Annotated in this window: 16 protein-coding genes and 3 tRNA genes; 16 read left to right on the top strand and 3 right to left on the bottom strand. The window is 75.0% G+C overall.

From position 1 onward, the window contains the following. The first annotated feature begins 309 nt into the window (after positions 1–309). Positions 310–1,458 (top strand): IS701 family transposase, encoded by a 1,149-nt coding sequence (locus O4J56_RS23200; protein WP_456299798.1) that lies wholly within the window; start codon positions 310–312, stop codon positions 1,456–1,458. On the opposite strand, the gene O4J56_RS23205 is transcribed toward O4J56_RS23200, so the two are convergent. After that, positions 1,415–3,250, bottom strand: coding sequence for a helix-turn-helix domain-containing protein (locus O4J56_RS23205; RefSeq protein ID WP_270688631.1), 1,836 nt, complete (start codon positions 3,248–3,250; stop codon positions 1,415–1,417). The two genes, O4J56_RS23200 and O4J56_RS23205, sit on opposite strands and share 44 nt — an antisense overlap. A gap of 451 nt (positions 3,251–3,701) precedes the next feature. On the opposite strand from O4J56_RS23205, the gene O4J56_RS23210 reads away from it, so the two are divergent. From O4J56_RS23210 to O4J56_RS23255, 10 genes are all read left to right on the top strand, one after another. Then, positions 3,702–5,399: an ABC transporter transmembrane domain-containing protein gene (locus O4J56_RS23210; RefSeq protein ID WP_270688632.1), complete on the top strand. Its 1,698-nt coding sequence runs from the start codon at positions 3,702–3,704 to the stop codon at positions 5,397–5,399. A gap of 5 nt (positions 5,400–5,404) precedes the next feature. Next, positions 5,405–7,147, top strand: coding sequence for an ABC transporter ATP-binding protein (locus O4J56_RS23215; RefSeq protein ID WP_270688660.1), 1,743 nt, complete (start codon positions 5,405–5,407; stop codon positions 7,145–7,147). 2,822 nt (positions 7,148–9,969) lie between these two features. Then, entirely contained in the window at positions 9,970–12,108 is a 2,139-nt protein-coding gene (locus tag O4J56_RS23220; protein WP_270688633.1) for an AAA family ATPase, read from the top strand. 52 nt (positions 12,109–12,160) lie between these two features. Further along, positions 12,161–12,233, top strand: a tRNA-Thr gene (locus tag O4J56_RS23225). 123 nt (positions 12,234–12,356) lie between these two features. Further along, positions 12,357–12,429, top strand: a tRNA-Met gene (locus O4J56_RS23230). An 85-nt stretch (positions 12,430–12,514) separates the two neighbouring features. Continuing rightward, on the top strand, positions 12,515–12,679 hold the full coding sequence (gene rpmG, locus O4J56_RS23235) for a 50S ribosomal protein L33 (protein WP_026123309.1): 165 nt from the start codon (positions 12,515–12,517) through the stop codon (positions 12,677–12,679). A gap of 79 nt (positions 12,680–12,758) precedes the next feature. Further along, complete coding sequence (locus O4J56_RS23240) at positions 12,759–13,256, top strand: MaoC family dehydratase N-terminal domain-containing protein (protein ID WP_270688635.1); 498 nt, start codon at positions 12,759–12,761, stop codon at positions 13,254–13,256. Next, positions 13,253–13,681: a MaoC family dehydratase gene (locus O4J56_RS23245; protein WP_270688636.1), complete on the top strand. Its 429-nt coding sequence runs from the start codon at positions 13,253–13,255 to the stop codon at positions 13,679–13,681. Before O4J56_RS23240 ends, O4J56_RS23245 begins: the two co-directional genes overlap by 4 nt. Positions 13,682–13,721: 40 nt before the next feature. Then, on the top strand, positions 13,722–14,795 hold the full coding sequence (locus tag O4J56_RS23250) for a UDP-N-acetylmuramate dehydrogenase (RefSeq protein WP_270688638.1): 1,074 nt from the start codon (positions 13,722–13,724) through the stop codon (positions 14,793–14,795). A 374-nt stretch (positions 14,796–15,169) separates the two neighbouring features. After that, positions 15,170–15,763: a TMEM165/GDT1 family protein gene (locus O4J56_RS23255; RefSeq protein WP_270688640.1), complete on the top strand. Its 594-nt coding sequence runs from the start codon at positions 15,170–15,172 to the stop codon at positions 15,761–15,763. Here O4J56_RS23255 and O4J56_RS23260 read toward each other — a convergent pair. Both O4J56_RS23260 and O4J56_RS23265 read right to left on the bottom strand, forming a co-directional pair. Continuing rightward, positions 15,733–16,824 (bottom strand): adenosine deaminase, encoded by a 1,092-nt coding sequence (locus O4J56_RS23260; RefSeq protein WP_270688642.1) that lies wholly within the window; start codon positions 16,822–16,824, stop codon positions 15,733–15,735. The two genes, O4J56_RS23255 and O4J56_RS23260, sit on opposite strands and share 31 nt — an antisense overlap. Before the next feature lie 117 nt (positions 16,825–16,941). Further along, complete coding sequence (locus O4J56_RS23265; RefSeq protein WP_270688644.1) at positions 16,942–18,150, bottom strand: pyridoxal phosphate-dependent aminotransferase; 1,209 nt, start codon at positions 18,148–18,150, stop codon at positions 16,942–16,944. A 175-nt stretch (positions 18,151–18,325) separates the two neighbouring features. On the opposite strand from O4J56_RS23265, the gene O4J56_RS23270 reads away from it, so the two are divergent. From O4J56_RS23270 to rplA, 5 genes are all read left to right on the top strand, one after another. Then, a tRNA-Trp gene (locus O4J56_RS23270) sits at positions 18,326–18,398 on the top strand. A 52-nt stretch (positions 18,399–18,450) separates the two neighbouring features. Beyond that, positions 18,451–18,717 carry a preprotein translocase subunit SecE gene (gene secE, locus O4J56_RS23275; RefSeq protein ID WP_270688645.1) on the top strand — a complete coding sequence of 89 codons (267 nt, stop codon included), beginning with the start codon at positions 18,451–18,453 and terminating at the stop codon, positions 18,715–18,717. Between the two features lie 128 nt (positions 18,718–18,845). Beyond that, positions 18,846–19,637: a transcription termination/antitermination protein NusG gene (nusG, locus tag O4J56_RS23280; RefSeq protein WP_270688646.1), complete on the top strand. Its 792-nt coding sequence runs from the start codon at positions 18,846–18,848 to the stop codon at positions 19,635–19,637. A gap of 208 nt (positions 19,638–19,845) precedes the next feature. Further along, positions 19,846–20,274 (top strand): 50S ribosomal protein L11, encoded by a 429-nt coding sequence (gene rplK / locus O4J56_RS23285; protein ID WP_270688647.1) that lies wholly within the window; start codon positions 19,846–19,848, stop codon positions 20,272–20,274. A gap of 67 nt (positions 20,275–20,341) precedes the next feature. Continuing rightward, a complete protein-coding gene (gene rplA, locus O4J56_RS23290) occupies positions 20,342–21,046 on the top strand; it encodes a 50S ribosomal protein L1 (RefSeq protein WP_270688649.1) in 705 nt (234 codons plus the stop codon). Positions 21,047–21,309: the final 263 nt, after the last annotated feature.

The following is a 21,309-nucleotide window of genomic DNA, read 5'->3' on the forward strand; positions in this document are numbered from 1 at the left end:
CGCTCCACCCGGGACCGGGCCCGGCGCGGGGATCGGGCGCAGGCGGCCCTGTCGGAGCGGATGGAGGTGGCCTCCATGGCGGCGCGCAGACCGGCGGCGAGAGGGCGGGGCCACCGCGGCGCGCCCCTGGGGCGGTGGCCCGGCCCCTGGGGCGTGGGCCCGCCTCCGGCGCCCCGGGGTGCCGCCGCCAGCGCCCGGCCGCCGGACCGGGTGGCGCCCGCACCTCGTCCCGGCGGGCGCCCGCCGCGCAGGCTGTGGGGGACCCGCACCGCCGGGCCGGACCCGGCCGAGCAGAGCGAGGAGTGCCCCGTGAGCGTCCCGACCGCGATCCTGAGCGCGCCCCCGACCGATGTCCCCGAGCCGGTGCTCGCCGAGGCGGCCGCGGCGCTGTTCGCGTCGCTGCCGCGCGTCGACCAGCGCCGCACCGCCCTGGCCTACCTGCGCGGCCTGCTCTCGGTGGACGGCCGCAAGTCGATCACCAACCTGGCGGCCGGCCTGGGGCCCGGCGCGGACCAGAGCCTGCAGCACTTCGTGTCCAACTCGCCCTGGCAGTGGAGCCCGGCGCGCCGGGCGCTCACCCGCCTGCTCGCCGAGCGGCTGCCGCCCCGCGCCTGGGTGCTGCGCCCGCTGGTCATCCCCCGGTCCGGCAGCAGCTTCGCGGGCGTGGAGCGGTACGTGATGCCGGAGACCGGCGCGGTGGTCAACGCCCAGTGCGCGGTGGGGGTGTGGAGCGCCGACGAGGGCGCGGCGGTCCCGGTGCACTTCCGCATGCGGCTGTCGGCCGCGTGGCTGGGCGACAGGGACCGGCGGCTCCGGGCGCAGGTGCCCGACGGCCTGGCGGCGGAGTCCTCCGGCGCGTGCGCGGTCGCCGCCGCGCGGACGGTGGTCGGCCGCCGAGGGCCCACACGCCCGGTGGTCGCCGACGGGCGCGGCGGCGACGGGGCGGTCCTGGCGGGCCGCCTGCAGGCGGCCGGGATCCCGTCGGTCGTGCGCATCGACCCGCTCACCCCGCTGGAGCCGTCGGCCGCGGGCCCCGCCCGCGCGCAGCCCGCGCACCGGCTCGTGCGCGGCCGGGGGGAGGGCGGGATCGCGGCGGCGCGGGTGCGCCTGCCGCCGTCCCACGGCGCGCAGGCGGGCCGGGGCGCGCGCAGCGTCCTGCTGGTGGGGGTCGGCGGGGCCCGCGGCGGGCGGCCCGATGAGCTGTGGACGGCCGACCTGCCGGGAGGCGCACCGGCCGCGCGGGTGCGCGAGGCGGTGCGGCTGCGCCTGCTGGCGTCCGTCGTGGACGGTGAGGAGGACAGGGCCGAGCGGTTGGGTCTGCGGGACTTCTCCGGCCGGTCGTTCACCGGGTGGCACCGCCACGCCACCCTGGTCTGCGCCGCGCACGCGGTGCAGGCGCTCGCCGGGGCCGACGCTACCCCGGGGCGCCGGCGCCGACCAGGTCGCGCAGCCGGGTGAGGCGCAGCGCCAGGTGCAGTTCCATCGCCCGCTCCGGGGCATGCCAGTCGGGGCCGAGCAGGTCGCCGATGCGCTCCAGGCGGCGCGAGACGGTGTTGGGGTGGACGTGCAGGCGGCGGGCGGCGTGCGTGGGGCTGCCCCCGGTCGCCAGGTAGGCCTCGAGGGTCGCGGCCAGCTCGGTGCAGTGCTGGCGGTCGTAGTCCAGCAGCGGACCCAGCTCCGCGTCGACGAACTCGCCCACGCCCGGCCGGTCGGACAGCAGGGCGCCGAAGAACCCGAGGTCGCGAGCGCAGGCCGCGGCGCCCTCCCGGCCCAGCGCCCGGAGCGCCTCCAGAGTGCGCAGTGCCTCCTCGTAGGCGCGGCGCACCTGTTCGATCCCGGAGGCGGGGCCCGCGCCGCCCACGCCGACGGGGCGGTCGCACACCCTGCGCAGCTCGGCGGCGACCTCGTCGGCGGCGGCACCCGGATCGCTCCCGGGCAGCAGCAGCACCAGCCGCTCCCCCTGCACGGTGCGCAGCCCGCCGCAGCGCCGCGTGTGGGCGTCGGCCCAGGACAGCACGGCCGCCGACGGCTCGCCCGGCCCGCACTCGGCGGCGGTGACCACGTGCGGCTCGGCCAGGTCGATCCCCAGGTGGCGGGCGCGCCGCTCGCGCCGCCGCGCGGCCTGCGGGTCGGTGGCCGTGGACTCGGTCAGGAGCTGGCTGAGCAGCTCGTCGCGGATCTGGGCCTCGGAGATCGGCCCGTGCACCCGGAGCAGGGCGGTGACCGACAGCGCCTTGGCGGCGGCGCGCACGGACTCGCCCGCCTCCGCGCCGCCCGGTGCGTCGAAGACGGCCAGGAGCAGGCCGAAGTCGTCGTCCCTGGCGCGGATCGGGGCCGCCCAGGTGCGCCCGTCCACGGCGACCGGGACGCCGGTGGGGCGGGTCCAGGGGGCGGCGCGGCGCACGTCCTCGGGGGCGGGCCAGCCGCCGTCGGGGGTTCCGGCCCGCGCCAGCTCCCGGCCGTCGGGGGAGCGCACGCACACCGCGGCCCCCAGCCGCTCGGCGGTCTCGGCGGCGAGCGCGGACAGCTCGGCTCCGCCGAGCACGGCCGACAGCAGCGCGTCGAGCAGCGGGGGCCTGCGGTCGCGGGCCCGCTCCTCGGTGAGCTCCAGGCGGCGCCGCAGGTCGCGGCGGTCGGCCTCGGCCTCCTCCGCGGCGGTGTGGCGGCGCAGCAGCGCCCCGGCGACCTGGCCGAGGGTGCTGACCAGGGACACCTCCTCGGGGGTGAAGGAGCGGACGCTGCGCGCCCCGGCGTACAGCGAGGTCGAGGAGGTGGCGTCGCGGGCCAGGGGGACCGCGATCAGGCCGCGCAGCCCTTCGGAGAGCATGACGTCGTCGACGACCTCGTCGTGGTCGAAGCGGTCGTCGGTGAGGTAGTCGGAGGTCCAGGCGGGCGCGTTCGCCTGCTGCGCCCAGCTGCCCAGGCCCACCCCGTCGGGGGTGGCCATGCCCATGTTGAGCATGGTGGACACGTGGCCGTCGGGCGCGTGCACCACCCGGGCCCCGTCGGTCGTCTGGACCCCGACGAAGGCCGCGTCCAGCCCGAGTAACAGGCGGATGCGCCGGGTGAGCGTCCGCTCGAGGTCGGCCCGGGTCTGCTGCTCGGCCAGCTCGCGCACCGTGTCGATCAGGGCGTTGAGCGCGCCCTCCCGTTCCCTGCGCTCCTCCAGCTCCTGGTGGACGCGGGCCACGTTCTCCATGACCTCGTCCAGTTCCGACCGCCCCGGCTGCTGTTCTCTCCCCGTCGCCACGCCCCTCGCCTTCCCGAATCCCCTCGCGGCGCTTCCCAATTCCGTCGTTTAGTGACGAACGTACTGATTCGGTTGAAGCGAGGTGATGGTAACCGATTGTGCCGCTATGGTGCATGCCGGTTATCGCGCTTCATATATCCGCTGGTCGGGCCATGATCATAAATGGCGGGGCGGTGGATTTCCTGGTCACGGCGGCCGGGAGGGGCGGGCCGGGCGGCGGCCGCTGCGACCGCGGGCGCGGCGGTATATCGAATCCCGTCGATTCGCGTGTCCGCGGCGCGCGGGAAACGGGAGGTCTGCGGGGGTGGGCGGGGGCGCGGCGGCAGGAAATCCCAGCAGGGAAGATTTTTTCGGCGGACGGGCGGGTGCACGGCGCGGGGGCGGGAAAAACCGGTCGGCCCAGCCGGGGAGGTTTGGGTAGCCTTACCGCGTTCATCGATCGGGGAGGGACATGTCCGAATCGCCGCTGAGACGTGCCGTGCGGCGGAACCGGCGCGCCGTGGCGGTGGCGGCGCTGGGGCACACGCTGTACCAGGTGTGCGAGACGCTGGTGCCGGTCGCCATCGGGGTGGTCGTCGACCGGGCGGTCGCCACCGGCGACCCCGCCGCGCTCGCCGCCTCGGTGGCGGGGCTGGCCGTGCTGTTCGCGGCGCTCACCCTGTCGTGGCGGTTCGGCGCGCGCACCGTCGTGCGCGCCTCGGAGCACGAGGCGCACCTGCTCCGCGTGGAGGCCGCCGACCGCGCCCTGGACCCCCGCGCCCCCGCCACCGGGCTCGGCGCGGGCGAGCTGCTCACCGTCGCCACCACCGACGCCGACCGCACGGCCCAGGCCCTGCACCCGCTCACCGGCGTGGTCGGCTCGGTGGTCGGGCTGGCCGTGGCGGCGGTCGTGCTGCTGCGCATCGACCCGGTGCTGGGCGGCGGGGTCCTGGTGGGCGTGCCCGTGCTGGTGGCCATCGTGCAGGTGATCGGCCCGGTGCTGACCCGGCGCACCGCCGCCCAGCAGGAGGCGCTGGCCCGCGCTTCCGGGCTCGCCGCCGACCTGGTGCGCGGACTGCCCGCGCTGCGCGGCGCCGGGGCCGAGGAGCAGGCCGCGCGGCGCTACGCCGAGGCCAGCGCCGGCGCGCTGCGCGGCGCCCTGCGGGCCGCCGTGCCCCGGGGGCTCTACCAGGGGGCCACCGGGCTGGCCGGGGGCCTGCTGCTGGCCGCGGTGGCCGCGGGCGCGGGCCTCTTCGCGCTGCAGGGCCGGATCAGCGTCGGCGAGCTGATCACCGTGGTGGGGCTGGCCCAGTTCCTCACCGAGCCGGTGCGCGAGGTGGGGTACGCCGCCATGGAGCTGGCCTCCTGCCGGGCCTCCGCGCGGCGGCTGGAGAAGGTGCTGCACGCCCCCTTCCGGCTGGACGCCGGCGACCCCGGTGCGGCCGAGCGGTGCGGGGGGCGGGGCACCGCCCCGGTCGAGCTGAAGGGGGTGGGCGGCCCGCTGGGCGGCCTGGACCTGCGGGTGGGGCCGGGGGAGTTCGTCGGGGTGGTCTGCTACGACCCGGCCGACGCCCGCGCCCTGGCCGACGTGCTGGCCGCCCGGGTGCCCGCCGCCGACCACGGCGGCTCCTACCTGGTCGGCGGGGTCCCCGCGGAGGCGCTGGGACCTGAGGAGGTGCGCGCCCGGGTACTGGTCGAACCGCACGAGGCGGACCTGTTCGAGGGGAGCCTGGCGTCCAACGTGCTGACCGGAGCCGGGGACGGCGCCGACCCGTGGCCCGCGCTGCGCGCGGCCGCCGCCGACGAGGTGGTCGGTGCCGTGCCCGGCGGCCTGGAGGCCGTGGTGGCGGACCGGGGCACCACCCTGTCCGGCGGGCAGCGCCAGCGGGTGGCCCTGGCCCGGGCGCTGGCCGCCGACCCGCCGGTGCTCGTGCTCAACGACCCCACCACCGCGGTGGACGCGGTGACCGAGGAGGCGGTCGCCGCCGGGCTGCGGGCGCTGCGCCACGGCGGCGCCCCCCGCTCCACGGTGGCGGTCTGCTCCAGCCCTGCGCTGCTGGCCCGCGCCGACCGCGTCGTCGCGGTGGCGGAGGGCCGGGTGGCCGCGGAGGGGACCCACGCGGGGCTCGCGGTGAGCGACCCCCGGTACGCGGAGGCGGTGCTGCGGTGACGCATATGACGCTCCCGGTGGCCTCGGGCCGCCGGACCCTGGCAGTGGTGGCGCGGCAGGTGCGCGCGGCGGGACCGGTCGGCCCGGCCGCCGTCGCCGCCAGCGTCGCGGCCAACGCCTGCGTGCTCGCCGGCCCGTGGGCGCTGGGCCTGCTCGTCGACGCGGTCGCCGAGGGGGCCGGTCCGCGCGGAGTGCTGGTCCCGGCCGTGGCCATCGCGGCCGCGGCGCTGGCCGGCGGCGTGCTGTCGGCGCTGGAGTCGGTGCTGCTCGCGCGGACCGGGGAGACCGTCCTGGCCCGGCTGCGCGAGGCCGTGATGCGCAGGGCGATGCGGCTGCCCGAGGAGGAGCTGTTCCGGCTGGCCCCCGGCGACCTGCTCTCCCGCGTCGGCGACGACGTGGCCGAGACCTCCAGAGTGGTGCGCGAGCGCGCCCCGCTGGTGCTCACCTCGCTGGTGCTGGTGGTGATGGCGCTGGGCGGGATGGCGGCCCTGGACTGGCGGCTGGGACTGGCCGGGGCGTGCGCCCTGCCGGTGCACGCGCTCGCCCTGCGCTGGTATCTGCCGAAGTCCGCGCCGATGTACGCGCGCCAGCGCGCGCAGCTCGGCGACCGGGCCCAGGCGCTGGTCGGCACCCTGCAGGGGGCGGCCACCGTGGACGCCTACCGGCTGCGCGGGCGGCGCACCGCGCTGATCTCCGAGCGCTCCGCCGCCGCCCGGGACACCCAGGTCGGCGTGTTCCGGCTGTTCACCCGGTTCATCGGGGGGATGAACGCGGCCGAGTTCGTCGGACTGGCGATGGTGCTGGCGGTCGGCTTCTGGCTGGTGGCCGACGACGCGGCCACGGTCGGCGCGGCCACCGCGGCGGCGCTGCTGTTCCATCGGCTGTTCGACCCGTTCGGGGCGCTGATGATCACATTCGACGACGTGCAGTCGGCGGGGGCCTCGCTGGCCCGCATCGCCGGGGTGCTCGACCTTCCCGAGCCGACCGAGCCCGACGCGCCCGCCCGGCCCGCGCACGCCGGGGTGGAGGTGCGCGGCGCGGTGCACCGGTACGAGGGCGGGCCCGCCGTGCTCGACGAGGTGGACCTGGAGGTCGCCCCGGGCGAGCGGGTGGCGGTGGTCGGTGCGAGCGGCGCGGGCAAGACCACCCTGGCCCGTGCGGTGGCCGGCGGGCTCACCCTGTCGGGAGGGCGGGTGCTGGTCGGCGGCGCACCGGTGGACCGGGTGCCCCGCGCCGAGCTGCGCCGCCACGTGGTGCTGGTCAGCCAGGAGGCGCACGTGTTCGCCGGGACGCTCGCCGACAACGTGCGCCTCGCCGACCCGGAGGCGGGGGACGACCGGGTGCTGGAGGCGCTGGAGGCGGTCGGCGCACGGGAGTGGGCGCTCGGGCTCCCGGACGGGATCACCACCGCCGTGGGGGAGAACGGGCTGCGGCTCACCGCCGACCGGGCGCAGCTGCTGGCGCTGGCCCGGCTGGTGCTGGCCGACCCGCCGGTGGCCGTGCTGGACGAGGCGAGCGCCGAGGCGGGCAGCGCGGGCGCCCGGGGCCTGGAGCGCGCGGCCCTGGCGGCCACCGAGGGCCGGACCGCCCTGGTGGTGGCCCACCGCCTGCCCCAGGCGGTGGAGGCCGACCGGGTGGTGGTGATGGAGGCGGGCCGCATCGTGGAGTCGGGGCCCCACACGGAGCTGGTAGCCCGGGGCGGCCGCTACGCCGCCCTGTGGAGCGCCTGGAGCGACGGCCGCACGTGAGTGCGGGCCGGGGGAGAGGGCCGGGGGGAGAGGGCCGGGGGGAGAGGGCCGGGCGTGAGAGAGGGGACGGGCGGCGACGGACCAGCAGGTACCCCGCTTCCGCCCCCGGCCGGGCGGCAGGTTAGCAGGGTATGGCGTGGTCAGCGGCGACGACGGAGGTGGGTGGCCCCGACCGCAGCGTTGTCGGCCGCGGCGCGTGTGCGTGGTCGGCGTTGATGGCGGCGACGGAGAGAGGAGGGCGGTTCCCCGGCCCTGTCAGCCGTCCGGCGGGCCCCTCGCGGTCCAGGTAGGCGGCTAAGCAGGTACCCCGCTCAAGGGCTCTAGCCGGGCGGCAGGTCGGCGGAGTGCCAGGTCGGGGCGGCGACGACGAAGGTCGGCGGCCCTCGCCGCAGCGCCGTCGGCCGCGGCGCGTGTGCGTGGTCGCCGTGATGGGCGGCGACGGAGTGAGCTCGGCGGTTCCCGGGCCTGCCTGCCGTCCGGCGGGCCGCTCGCGGTCTGGGTGGGCGGGCGGCTGGGCTGGTACCCCGCTCCGGGCCTCGGCCGGGCGGCAGGTCGGCGGAGTGCCAGGTAGGGGCGGCGACGAAGAAGGTCGGCGGCCCTCGCCGCAGCGCTGTCGGCCGCGGCGCGTGTGCGTGGTTACCGGTGTTGGCGGCGACGGCGGAAGCGGGGTGGTTCCCGGGCGCTGCCTGCCGTCCGCCGGGCCGCTCGCGGTCCAGGCGGCGGCGCGGCCGGATGGGTGCGTGGCCGCCCGCGCTCGTGGCGCCCGCACCCCCGGTGCGCCTCCTCGTTGATCTCGGGGAAAGCGCCCCTACCGGGCCGGTTTTAGCGTCGTTTCTCCCGAGATCATCGCGGGGGCAGCGGTGCGGGGCGCGCTGGTGTTGATCTCGGGGAAGTCGGGCTTATCGTGTCCGGTTTAACCCCGAGTTCCCCGAGATCATCGCGGGGAGGGTCGCCCGGGCGGCGCATACCGGGCATACCGGGCGGCCGGAGAGGGGGGCGGGCAGGCCCTGGACCACGTGCTCGCGCAGTTCGGGGCAGCGGTCGAGTTTGCGGGCGCGGCGGCGGGCGGCCGGGTGGGTGCGTGGCCGCCGCGCGTCCGTGGCGGGCCGCCCCTGCGGTGCGCCCCTGCCTGGCGATGATCTCGACGAGGGTGCTGTCATTCCGGCGGTTTTGGCAGCACTTCCGTCGAGATCATCGCGGGGAGGGCCGTCCGGGCGGCGCATACCGGGCATAACGGTCGGCGGGAGAGGGGTGCGGGCATCCTGTGTCGTGAGATCGACGCTTTTGGGCTGATCAGGCGTCGGTTTTACGACCCAGGATGGCCTCGGGGTGCCCGAGGCGCCCGGAAGGCGGGTTCCGGGCGAGCCCATACCGACCCGGCACCCGGTTTGTCCGATTCGGAGGGCGCCGGACCCCCTCCTGCGCCCCGTTTGACGCCCGGACCGGCCTCGCGGGCGGCACGGGTGCACGGTCATCGCGACACCAGAACGGGATTCGGTTCCAGGGGGCACCTAAACGGCGCACTGGGGCCGTTTGCCGGGACCGGTGTCACCGGGTGTAGTCGATATCGGCTCATGATGGCCCGTGGGTGCGCGGCCGCAGCGCGCGGACGGTCGTGCCGACGCCCCGGGCGGCGACCCGGGCCACCCAAACAGGGACGAAGCGGGCATCCTGTTCCCGAATCCCGTTCTGGTATCGCCGTGTTCGTCGCCCCGGGGCCTTGGCGGGTGTCGCCAAGCGCGCATCCCGCCCCTCCTCACCCTTAACGCGGAGTGTTTGCCCAGGTCATAGTCGTGCCGGGGTTCGCGGTGCGCGCCCGGAAGGTGCCCCGGACGACGAAGAGCGCGAACCCCACCCACCACCCCGCCCATCCGGACCATCCGGGGCCTGCCGGACGGCAGGCGGGGCCGGGGAACGCCCGGCTCAGGCCGTCGCTGCCGAGCCCGGTGACCACGCACACGCGCCGCACCCGACAGCGCTGCGGCGAGGGCCGCTGCCCTTCGTCGTTGCCGCCAGCTCCCTCACGCTCCGATGGTCTGCCGCCCGGCTGGTGTCCGTGAGTGGGGTACCAGCTCAGCCGCCCGACCTCCCGGACCGGGAGAGGCCCGCCGGACGGCAGGCGGGGCCCGGGAACCGCCCCGCTTGCTCCGTCGCTGCCGAACCCGGTAACCACGCACACGCGCCGCGGCCGACGGTGCTGCGGTACGGGCCGCTGCCCTTTGTCGTTGCTGCTCTTGCGACCTTGCACTCCGGTTGCCCGCCGCTCGGGTGGGGCCGTGAGTGGGGTACCTGTTCTGCCGCCTGCATGAACCGCGAGCGACCCGGCGGACGGCAGGCAGGGCCCGGGAACCGCCTGCTTCTGCCGTCGCCGCCCATCACGGTGACCATGCACACGCGCCGCGCTCGACAGTGCTGCGGTGAGGGCCGCCCGCCCTCGTCGTCGCCGCCCCTACCTGGCACTCCGTCGACGTGACGGACGGCCGAGGCCCGGAGCGGGGGACCTGCTGTTCCGCCCTTCCTCCCGGACTGGGAGGGGCCTGGCGCCCGGCAGGCAAGGCCGGGGAACCGCCCCGCTTGCTCCGTCGCTGCCATTCACGGTGACCATGCCCACGCCCGCCGTCCGACGGTGCTGCCGCACGGACCGCCCCGGCGCTACCCGGATTCGGGGTTTTGGCCCCCGGGGGTCCGCTGTCTCGGAGAATTCGTTGTCGATGGACCCCCTCCGCTGCGGGAACGGGCTTTCCGGGCGGACCCGGGCTGACCCGATACGCCTCGAACGCGCATACTGTCCCTTCGTACCGGAACCGACGACGGAGGCGGGTGTGGTGACGACGCTGACCACCGGCGGTGAGACGTTCGCCGAGGAGCCCCCGCCGCCGGACGGGGCCGCGACCGCGGCGGCGGTGCTGGGGCTGCTCGCCCGCTCGCCGCTCGACGCCGGGGCCCGCGGGTGGGTGCTGGCCGCCTTCGGCGGCGACGAGGCCCTCGACGCCCTCGCCCGGGGCGGCCCCGCCCCCGAGCCCTCCGACATCCTGCACGGCGCCCCCGAGCCGCGCCGGGGCGCGGCGGACACCCCGCGCCCCGTCTTCCTCTCCCGCATCGAGGTGCAGGGCTTCCGGGGCATCGGCAGCCCCGCCGCCCTGGACCTGGCCCCCGGCCCCGGGCTCACCGTCGTCGTCGGCCGCAACGGCTCGGGCAAGTCCAGCATCGCCGAGGCCGTCGAGGCCGCCCTCACCGGCCGCAACCTGCGCTGGGACGCCATGCCCACCGCATGGCGGGACGGGTGGCGCAACCTCCACCACCCCGAGCGCACCGAGGTCGCCGTCGAGCTCTCCGCCCCCGGCACCGACGGCCCCCTGCGCGCCACCCGGATGTGGGACGGCGACAGCGTCCGCTCGGCCCGCGGCCGGGTCGAGTTCCCCGACGGCTCCACCGGCCCCCTGCGCTCCCTGGGCTGGGGCCCCGACCTTGACCGCTACCGCCCCTTCCTGTCCTACGACGAGCTGGGCCGGGCCGTGAACGGCCGCGCCGCCGAGCTCTACGACACCCTCACCGCCGTGCTCGGCCTGACCGGCCTGGCCGACGCCGAGCGCGCGCTCGCCAAGGCCTGCTCCAAGCTGACGCGGATGCGCGACCGCCCCCGCCGCGACCTCGACCACCTGCTCGCGCGGCTGCGCGAGTCCACCGACCCGCGCGCCGCCCGGGCCGTCGAGCTCCTGTCCGAACAGGGCCCCGGCGCCCCCGACCTGGACCGGCTCGCCGCCCTCGCCGCCGACGACGGCCCCGCCGACCCCGAGGCCGAGCGGGTGCTGCGCCGCCTGCGCCGCCTGTCGGTCCCCGAGCGCTCCCTCATCGCCGACGTCGTCAACGAGCTGCGCGGCGCCGCCATGGAGCTGGCCATGGCCGCCGGGACCAAGGGGGACCGCGCCCGCGGCGTCGCCGAGCTGCTCACCCGCGCCCTGGAGTACCACGAGCGCCACCCCGCCGATTCCGCCTGCCCCACCTGCGGCGCCGACGGCGCCCTCGGCGACGACTGGGCGCGCCGCGCCCGCGCCGAGATCGACCGGCTGCGCCCCGCGGCCGAGAGCGCCTCGGCCGCCTACGGGCGCGCCGAGGACGCCAGGGACCAGGCCCGCTTCCTGATGGCCCCCAAGCCGTCCTGGCTGCCCGCCGACAGCGATCTGGGGCGCGTGTGGACCGAGTGGGAGGAGGGCGCCGGGATCACCGACCTGGTGGAGCTGGCCGAGCACATCGAGACCACCGGGCGCCGCCTGCGCTCGGCCGCCCTGGCCGCCCGCAAGGACGCCGGCCGCCGCCTGGACGACCCCGCGGGCGACTGGGGCGAGTACGCCGAGATGCTGTCGGCGTGGGTGGAGGACGCCCGCGCCGCGGTGAAGGCGGACGGCCTGCTGGTCTCGGCCCGCGAGGCCCTCGACTGGTTCTCCGCCGCCGCCAAGGAGATCCGCGACGAGCGGCTGCGCCCCCTGGCCGCGCAGACCGAGCACGTGTGGCAGCGGCTGCGCCAGGAGCGCCACATCGACCTGGAGTCGCTGCGCCTGGTCGGGAGGGGCGCCCGCAGGCGCGTGGCCGTGGACGTGGCGGTCGACGGCGCCGAGGGGGAGGGCAACGCCCCCGGGCTGCTCAGCCAGGGCGAGTTCCAGGCGCTGGCCCTGTCCATCTGCCTGCCGCGCACCCTGGCCGCCGGGAACCCGTTCGGGTTCCTGCTGCTGGACGACCCCGTGCAGGCCATGGACACCGAGACGGTGGAGGGCCTGGCCGGCGTCCTGGCCGAGGTCGGGGCGCACCGGCAGATCGTGGTCTTCACGCACGACACCCGCCTGCCCGACGCGCTCCGCAGGCTCGGGCTCCCCGCCGACCTGCGGGCCATCGAGCGCGACGCCATGTCCAACGTCAGGGTCGCGCCTCCCGATTTGGCAGAGCACCCCCGGAGGCCTGTATAGTCATGACCAACGCAAGGGCGGAACCCCGGAAGGGGGGAAGCCGCAGGAGCGTGCCCCTTTAGCTCAGTCGGCAGAGCGTCTCCATGGTAAGGAGAAGGTCTACGGTTCGATTCCGTAAAGGGGCTCTACCACCTCGATGAGGTTCCTAGCCCACTCGGGTGGACGACCGGCCGGGATCAGCGATCCCTCCCGGTCGGGTCGAGAGACGGGTATCCTCACCTTGTGGGGTCCGTTTCCCGGGCCGTCGCGGCGGAGTAGCTCAGTCGGTAGAGCAAGCGGCTCATAATCGCTGTGTCGTCGGTTCAAGTCCGGCCTCCGCTACTACCCGCACGACCCCTGCACATGGCCAGGGGTCAGCGCGGGTCTTTTTCAGTGTTCACCGTCACCAGCAGAAAGGCACTCCGACGTGGCTGCCACTGACGTGAGGCCGAAGATCACCCTGGCCTGCCAGGAGTGCAAGCACCGCAACTACATCACGCGGAAGAACCGTCGGAACAACCCCGACCGTCTCTCGCTGAAGAAGTTCTGCCCCAACTGCCGGCGGCACAACGAGCACCGCGAGACCCGTTAACCGCGGAAGAGCAGCGCACATGGCCCAGTGAGCCCCGGCTCACTGGGCTATTGTCGTGAGAGAAGGAGCCAAGGAGTCCATGGCGATCAACCGCGACCTGCTCGGCCGCGCCTACCCCGCGCCCGAGCCCTACGAGGTCACCCGCGGGAAGATCCGCGAGTTCGCCGAGGCCGTCGGCGACGCCAACCCGCTCTACAGCGACCCGGCCACCGCGCGGGACGAGGGCCACCCCGACGTGGTGGCGCCGCCCACGTTCCCCATCGTGCTCGGCATGGCCGGCGCCGGGCGCGCCGTGACCGACCCCGAGCTGGGGCTGGACTTCTCCATGGTGGTCCACGGCGAGCAGCGCTTCCGCTACAGCCGCCCGGTGCGCGCCGGCGACCTCCTCGACTCGGTGACCCGCATCACCGACATCCGCAGCCTCGCCGGGAACGAGCTGGTCACCCTGGAGAGCGAGATCACCGACACCGACGGCGCCCACGTGGTGACCGCCGTCAACATGCTGGTGGTGCGCGGGGCCGCGGAGGACGGCTCCGGCTCCGACGGCGCAGCGAAGGCGAAGGAGGGGGCCGCGTGACCGCCGCGATCCGCTACGACGAGGTCGAGACCGGCACCGAGCTCGGCGAGCGCACCTTCCCCGTGCGCCGCGTCGACCTGGTGCGCTACGCCGGGGCCTCCGGCGACTTCAACCCCATCCACTGGAACGACCGCACCGCCAAGGCGGTCGGCCTGCCCGGCGTCATCGCCCACGGCATGTTCACCATGGCCGAGGCCGCCCGCCTGGTCACCGACTGGGTCGGCGACCCCGGCGCGATCGTCGAGTACGGCACCCGCTTCTCCAACCCCGTGGTCGTCCCCGACGACGACGAGGGCGCCGAGATCACCGTCTCGGGCACCGTGAAGGAGAAGCGCGGCGACAACCAGGTCGTCGTCGCCCTCACCGTCCGCTCCGGCGGCACCCGGGTGCTGGCCCGCCCCACCGTCGTCGTCCGACTCGCCTGACGCCCCGCGCCCCCGCCCGGCGCCCCTGAGAGAGGTTCCCGTGTCCGCTGCGCCCGCCGCCGGTGTCCCGCTGGCCGACCACACCACCCTGCGCCTGGGCGGGCCCGCCGCCCGGTTCGTCCCCGCCGCCACCACCGACGAGCTCATCGCCGCCGTCGCCGGGGCCGACGCCGCCGGGGAGCGCCTCCTCGTGCTCGGCGGGGGCAGCAACCTCGTCGTCTCCGACGACGGCTTCGACGGCACCGTGGTGCGGGTCGACACCGGCGCGGTGCGGACCGGGGCCGGCGCCGCCGAGGGCACGGTGCGGCTGCGGGCCGACGCGGGCCTGGAGTGGGACCGCTTCGTCGAGCGGTGCGTCGCCGAGGGCTACAGCGGGGTGGAGTGCCTGTCCGGCATCCCCGGGCGGGTCGGCGCCACCCCCATCCAGAACGTCGGCGCCTACGGGCAGTCCGTCTCCGAGACCATCGCCGAGGTCGTCGTCTTCGACCGCGAGCGCGGCGAGCGGCGCGCCATGGCCCCGGCCGAGTGCGGGTTCGCCTACCGGGACAGCGTGTTCAAGGGCTCCGACCGGTACGTGGTGTGCGAGGTCGTCTTCGAGCTGGAGGAGTCGGGCCTGAGCGCCCCGGTCGCCTACGCCGAGCTGGCCCGCCGCCTCGGCGTCGGCCAGGGCGAGCGCGTCCCCGCCGCCGATGCCCGCGCCACCGTGCTGGAGCTGCGCCGGGGCAAGGGCATGGTCCTCGACCCCGACGACCCCGACACCCGCAGCGCCGGATCCTTCTTCACCAACCCGATCCTCACCGAGGCCGAGTTCGAGGAGCTGCGCAAGCGCGCGGCGGACCACCTCGGCCCGGACGCCGAGCCCCCGGCGTTCCCCGAGAGCGGCGGGCGGGTGAAGACCTCCGCCGCCTGGCTCATCGACAAGGCGGGCTTCACCAAGGGGTACGGCACGGGGCCGGCGCGCATCTCCGGCAAGCACACCCTGGCCCTGACCAACCCGGGCGGCGCCACCACCCGGGACCTGCTCGCGCTGGCCCGCGAGGTCCGCGCCGGCGTCGCCGACCGCTTCGGGGTGACGCTCGTCAACGAGCCGGTGATGGTCGGCGTGGAGCTCTAGGGCCGGCCGCGCTCCGCGGCCCTCTACGGACCGCCCCGCCCGCTCCTCCTCCGGGGGGAACGGGCGGGGCGGTTTTCCGTATAAAGGAGTTGGGGCAGCCCAACTTCCTACTTCGGAGAAATTCCCTTTTCCCTTCAGGCCGCTCCATGAATTGTGTTAGGAATTTTGCCCGTCCTAGGCTCGGAGCAGCCGAAGGGGAGTAGTCCCCGATTCCGCGGTCGACATACTGGCCGGGCTCCCGCGCCCGGCCCGGCCGCGGGAGCCCGCCCCTCCCGGGACGGGCGGACGAGACCTTCGGCCCGGTATCAGCGATGTCACCGGGCCGGAAGGGGCGTCCCCCCGCCGCCGGCCCGCCGGGTTGAAAGGCGGACCGCATGGAATTCCTCCCCGCGCTCGCGGCGGGCACCCTCGTCGTCTTCCTCGCCGAGATGGGCGACAAGACCCAGCTGGTGGCCCTCTCCCTGGCCACCCGCTACCGCTGGTGGACCGTGCTGGCCGGGATCACCGCCGCCACCGTCGCCGTCCACGGCCTCAGCGTGCTGCTCGCCGAGATCCTGGGCCTGGCCATCCCCACCGACTGGGTCACCCTCGTCGCCGGGATCGCCTTCCTCGGCTTCGGCCTGTGGACCCTGCGCGGCGACGAGATGACCGAGGCCGATGAGCGGCGCGCCGCCTCCCGGCGCGTCCGGTCGGCCTTCCTCACCGTGGCCGCCGTCTTCTTCGTCGCCGAGCTCGGCGACAAGACCATGCTGGCCACCATCACCGTCGGGACCCAGTACCACTGGCTGCCGGTGTGGATCGGCTCCACCGTGGGCATGGTCGCCGCCGACGCCGTCGCCATCGCCCTCGGCGCGGTCCTGGGCAAGAAGCTCCCCGAGCGGGCGGTGCAGATCGCCGCCGCGGTCCTCTTCTTCGCCGCCGGGGCGGTGATGACCCTTCAGGGCGCGCTGATGGTGTCCGGGGCCTGAGCCGGGCCCCCGCCCGGGGCGCCGCCGGACCCCCCGAACTCCTCGGGGGAGCGGGCCAGCCACTCGTCGACCCCCGACAGCATCTCCTTCTTCAGCCACTCCGGAGCCCCCGACCCCCGGACCGACATCCGCGCCAGCTCGGCCAGCTCCTCGTCGCCGAACCCGAACACCGACCGCGCGATCTCGTACTGCTCCGCCAGCCGGGGGCCGAACAGCAGCGGGTCGTCGGCGCCGAGCGCGATCGGGGCGCCCCCGTCGAACAGCCGCCGCAGCGGCACGTGCCCCACCTCGGAGACCACGCCCAGGCTCGCGTTGGAGGACGGGCACACCTCCAGCGTCACCCCCTGCGTGGCGATGCGCTCCACCAGGTACGGGTCGTCCACCGCGCGCACCCCGTGCCCCACCCGGTCGGCCCCGAGCTCGTCCAGGCACTCGCGCACGCTCCTGGGGCCCTGCAGCTCGCCGCCGTGCGGCGCGGACAGCAGCCCCGCGCGCTTGGCGATCCGGAACGCGCCCTCGAATTCGAGCGCGCGCCCCCGGCGCTCGTCGTTGTTGAGCCCGAACGACACCACGCCCCTGTCCGCGTACTGCTTGGCCAGGCGTGCCAGCGCCTTGGCGTCCATGGGGTGCCTGGTGCGGTTGGCCGCCACCATCAGCCCGATGTGCACGCCGGTCGCGCGCTCAGCGGTGCGGGCCGCGTCCAGGACGAGCTCCAGGGTGGCGGTGAGCCCGTCGAACCGGGCGGCGTACCCGCTCGGGTCGACCTGGATCTCCAGCCACCGCGACCCGGCGGCCGCCTCGTCCTCGGCGGCCTCCCGCAGCAGCCGGTACATGTCCTCGGGCTCGCGCAGCACCGAGCGGGCGATGTCGTACAGCCTCTGGAACCGGAACCAGCCGCGCTCGTCGGCGGCGCTCAGCTCCGGCGGCCACTCCTCGGCCAGGGCGTGGGGCAGGTGCACCCCGCGTCTCTCGGCGAGCTCCACCAGCGTGGTGTGCCGCATCGAACCGGTGAAGTGGAGGTGCAGGTGGGCCTTGGGCAGCAGCGCGATGGGGCGTTCCATGAACCAATGGTGCCGTATGGGCGCCCGCCGCGCCGGGCGACGTGTGCGAAATGAGACGCGCCGCACGCCCCGGGCGGGGCGTGCGGCGCGCGGTCGCTCGGACGGGGCGGCCCCGGCTCAGGAGGCCTCGCCCAGCAGCTTCTGGATCCGGCCGACGCCCTCGGCCAGGTCGGCGTCGCCCAGCGCGTAGGACAGCCGCAGGTACCCGGGGGTCCCGAAGGCCTCGCCGGGGACGACCGCGACCTCGGCCTGCTCCAGGACGAGCTGCGCCAGCTCGGAGGAGTCCTGCGGCCGCTTGCCGCGGATCTCCTTGCCCAGCAGGCCCTTCACCGAGGGGTAGGCGTAGAAGGCGCCCTGCGGCTCGGGGCAGACGACGCCGGGGATGTCGTTGAGCATCCGCACGATGGTGCGCCGCCGCCGGTCGAAGGCCTCGCGCATCTCGGCCACCGCGGAAAGGTCGCCGGAGACCGCCGCGAGCGCCGCCGCCTGGGAGACGTTGGCCACGTTGGAGGTCGCGTGCGACTGCAGGTTGGAGGCGGCCTTCACGACGTCCTTGGGGCCGATCACCCAGCCCACGCGCCAGCCGGTCATCGCGTAGGTCTTGGCGACGCCGTTGACGACCACCGTGCGGTCGGCCAGCTCGGGCACCTCCACCGGGATGGAGGAGAACCGCGCGTCGCCGTACACCAGGTGCTCGTAGATCTCGTCGGTGAGCACCCACAGGCCCTTGTCGGCCGCCCAGCGGCCGATCTCGCGCACCTGCCCGGGGGTGTACACCGCCCCGGTCGGGTTGGAGGGCGACACGAACAGCAGCACCTTGGTGCGCTCGGTCCGGGCCTGCTCCAGCTGCTCCACGGTGGCCAGGTAGCCGGTGGACTCGTCGGTCACCACGTAGCGCGGCACGCCGCCCGCGAGCTTGATCGACTCGGGGTAGGTCGTCCAGTACGGCGCGATGACGATGACCTCGTCGCCCGGGTCGAGCAGGGTGGCGAACGCCTCGTAGATGGCCTGCTTGCCGCCGTTGGTGACGAGCACCTGGGACGGCTCCACCTCATAGCCGGAGTCGCGCAGCGTCTTGGCGGCCAGCGCCTCCTTCAGCTCGGGCAGCCCGCCGGCGGGGGTGTAGCGGTGGAAGCGCGGGTTCCTGGCGGCCTCGACCGCCGCCTCCACGATGTAGTCGGGGGTCGGGAAGTCCGGCTCCCCGGCGCCGAAGCCGATCACCGGGCGCCCCTCGGCCTTCATGGCCTTGGCCTTGGCGTCCACGGCGAGCGTCGCCGACTCGGAGATGCCGCCGATGCGTTGCGAGATGCGGGGTCGGTCACTCATGGGCCCCATGTTTTCACGCGGTGACCGGCGGTGGGCCCCGCGGGTTGGCCCGCCGGGCCGTTAGGCAATAGACTCAGGCGACCCGGCGGTCCCGGGGGCGCCTTCGGGGCAGCGGATACCGAGTGCGCATCCGGGCGAGGAACCGGCTATGGTGGGTACCGCGCGTTCGCCGCGAAGGGCAGTGGCTCAATTGGTAGAGCACCGGTCTCCAAAACCGGCGGTTGGGGGTTCGAGTCCCTCCTGCCCTGCAAGGAAAGATGTGGATGAGGTGCGCATCGGCCCCGACCCTAAGGACCTCAGGTGACTCAGACCAACGCCGACGCGAAGCCCGGCAAGGAGCCCCAGCGTCGTAAGGGTCCGGTGACCTTCACCAAGGAGGTCGTCGGTGAGCTGCGCAAGGTCCGCTGGCCCACGCGCCGCGAACTCATCACCTATACGATCGTCGTGATCGTCTTCGTGGTCATCATGGTCGGCTACGTCTCGCTCCTCGACTTCGGTTTCGGTGAGGCCGTCACCTGGCTCTACGGCACCTTCGGGGGCGACGGCGGCGGACAGGCCCCGTTCTAGGCCCCCTTACCGGCCCGGGCCGCGCCTGGTCACGGTGCGCCCGTCGACGCCGTAAGCTGGCAGGACCGGCACCGGCGCGGCGCGCGCGCGGTGCTCGGCGGGCGTAACCGACGAGAGAAAGAGCAGCCGTGTCCGAGTCCCCACTGACCTCTGGCGACCTCCCGGAAGAGGATCTGGATCAGGCGTCAGAGGAAGAGGCCGGCCAGCGCGCCGAGGAGGAGCAGCAGGAGCGGGAGGCGGCCGTCGAGGACGGCGCCGAGGGCTCCGGCGGCCCCGAGGCCGAGTCCGGGAGCGAGGAGGCCGCGGCCGACGAGGCGCCCCGGCTCGACCCGGTCGAGGAGTTCAAGATCGAGCTCCGGCTGCTTCCCGGCGACTGGTACGTCGTGCACACCTACGCGGGCTACGAGAACCGCGTGAAGGCCAACATCGAGAGCCGCACCCAGTCGCTCAACATGGAGGAGTACATCTTCCAGGTCGAGGTGCCCACCCAGGAGGTCACCGAGGTCAAGGGCGGCAAGCGGCAGCAGGTCACCGAGAAGGTGCTGCCCAGCTACGTGCTGGTGCGCATGGAGCTGACCGACGAGTCGTGGTCGGCCATCCGCAACACCCCGGGCGTCACCGGCTTCGTGGGCCTGTCCAACCGGCCCGCCCCGCTGAGCGTCCAGGAGGTCGCCGACCTGCTGGCGCCCGAGGCCGAGGAGGAGCCGGAGCAGGCCAAGCCCGGCGAGCGCCCCGAGCCGCGCGGCGACGTCGCCTACGAGGTGGGCGAGTCGGTCACCGTCATGGAGGGGCCCTTCGCCACGCTCCCGGCGACCGTCAGCGAGATCAACCCCGACACCCAGAAGCTCAAGGTGCTGGTCTCCATCTTCGGCCGCGAGACCCCGGTGGAGCTGGGCTTCAACCAGGTCTCCAAGATCTAGGGCCCCGCCGTGGGCCCGCGGGCGGCCGGACGCGCCGCCCGCATGAGCACGTAGACTCGGTGGGGCCGCCTTCCGGGCGGCCCCACCGCGCCCTGCCCAGCGCAGGGCCCCGGCCGGCCCCGCTCCGCGCGACGCGCGTGCCGCGTGCACGCCGCTCCGGCGCGCCCGAGGGGCCGCGAAGCAACGCAGATCAGGCAAAGGACCCGATATGCCTCCGAAGAAGAAGATCGCGGCGCTCGTCAAGGTTCAGCTCCCCGCGGGCCAGGCCACCCCGGCCCCGCCCGTCGGTACCGCGCTGGGCCCACACGGCGTCAACATCATGGACTTCTGCAAGCAGTACAACGCTGCGACGGAAGCCCAGCGCGGGAACGTCATCCCCGTAGAGATCACCATCTACGAGGACCGCTCCTTCACGTTCGTCACCAAGACGCCGCCGGCGCCGAAGCTGATCCTCAAGGCGGCCGGGGTGGACAAGGGCTCGGCGGACCCGGGCCGCGGCTCGGCCGGCACCATCACCGCCGACCAGGTCCGGGAGATCGCCCAGACCAAGCTGCCGGACCTGAACACCGACGACGTCGAGGCCGCGAGCAAGATCGTCGCCGGTACCGCCCGCTCCATGGGCTTCACCGTCAAGTAGTCCCGGCCCCCGCCCGTGGCAGGGCCCTGCGCGGCCCGCACACCACACCTCTCGTCAGGAGAACCGCATGAAGCGCAGCAAGAACCACCGCAAGGCCAGCTCCCTGGTGGACCGCGACCGGCTCTACACGCCGGCCGACGCCGTGAAGCTCGCCAAGCAGACCGTCTCCGTCAAGTTCGACCCCACCGTCGAGGTGGCCCTGCGCCTGGGCGTCGACCCGCGCAAGGCCGACCAGATGGTCCGCGGCACCGTCAACCTTCCGCACGGCACCGGCAAGACCGCTCGGGTCCTGGTCTTCGCCACCGGCGACAAGGCCGAGGCCGCGCGTGCCGCGGGCGCCGACATCGTCGGCGACGACGACCTGGTGGAGGAGGTCCAGAAGGGCTTCCTGGACTTCGACGCGGTGGTCGCCACCCCCGACCTGATGGGCAAGGTCGGCCGCCTGGGCCGGGTTCTGGGCCCCCGCGGCCTGATGCCCAACCCCAAGACCGGCACGGTCACCCCGGACGTGGCCAAGGCCGTGTCCGACATCAAGGGCGGCAAGATCGAGTTCCGCGTCGACCGCCACGGCAACCTCCACTTCATCATCGGCAAGGCGTCGTTCGACGACCAGCAGCTGCTGGAGAACTACGCCGCCGCGCTGGACGAGGTGCTGCGCCTGAAGCCGTCCGCCGCCAAGGGCCGCTACATCAAGAAGGCCAACCTCACCACCACGATGGGCCCCGGCATCCCGGTCGACCCGTCGGTGACCAAGGTCGGCGCCCCCGCCTGACCGGCTCGGCCTTGAGCGCCTGAGAGCCCCGGCCCCGGACCGCGTGCGGTCCGGGGCCGTTTCGTGTCCGGGTGTGCCTCCGCGCACACCGGGCCGCTCACGTGCCGCACCGCTTCCGCGATGCCCTAAGATGGTGATTGCCGAAGACCGCCGGTCGCCGCCCTGAGGGCGGCCCAAGGTCCCGACGAGGTCGGGCGGCCTGCGCAGGTGTGATGTGAGCTCTTCCGAGACGTGTGCGCGATCGTGCTTTCCCGTTCGCCCGT

The sequence above is a fragment of the Nocardiopsis endophytica genome (assembly GCF_027706725.1).
GTDB lineage: Bacteria > Actinomycetota > Actinomycetes > Streptosporangiales > Streptosporangiaceae > Nocardiopsis_A > Nocardiopsis_A endophytica.

Excerpts from the sequence above, each read along its gene's own strand:
- rplK (WP_270688647.1), top strand. The coding sequence starts at position 19,846 with ATGCCTCCGAAGAAGAAGATCGCGGCGCTCGTCAAGGTTCAGCTCCCC.
- O4J56_RS23265 (WP_270688644.1), bottom strand. The coding sequence starts at position 18,150 with ATGAGTGACCGACCCCGCATCTCGCAACGCATCGGCGGCATCTCCGAG.
- O4J56_RS23255 (WP_270688640.1), top strand. The coding sequence starts at position 15,170 with ATGGAATTCCTCCCCGCGCTCGCGGCGGGCACCCTCGTCGTCTTCCTC.
- O4J56_RS23215 (WP_270688660.1), top strand. The coding sequence starts at position 5,405 with ATGACGCTCCCGGTGGCCTCGGGCCGCCGGACCCTGGCAGTGGTGGCG.
- rplA (WP_270688649.1), top strand. The coding sequence starts at position 20,342 with ATGAAGCGCAGCAAGAACCACCGCAAGGCCAGCTCCCTGGTGGACCGC.
- O4J56_RS23260 (WP_270688642.1), bottom strand. The coding sequence starts at position 16,824 with ATGGAACGCCCCATCGCGCTGCTGCCCAAGGCCCACCTGCACCTCCAC.
- O4J56_RS23240 (WP_270688635.1), top strand. The coding sequence starts at position 12,759 with ATGGCGATCAACCGCGACCTGCTCGGCCGCGCCTACCCCGCGCCCGAG.
- O4J56_RS23210 (WP_270688632.1), top strand. The coding sequence starts at position 3,702 with ATGTCCGAATCGCCGCTGAGACGTGCCGTGCGGCGGAACCGGCGCGCC.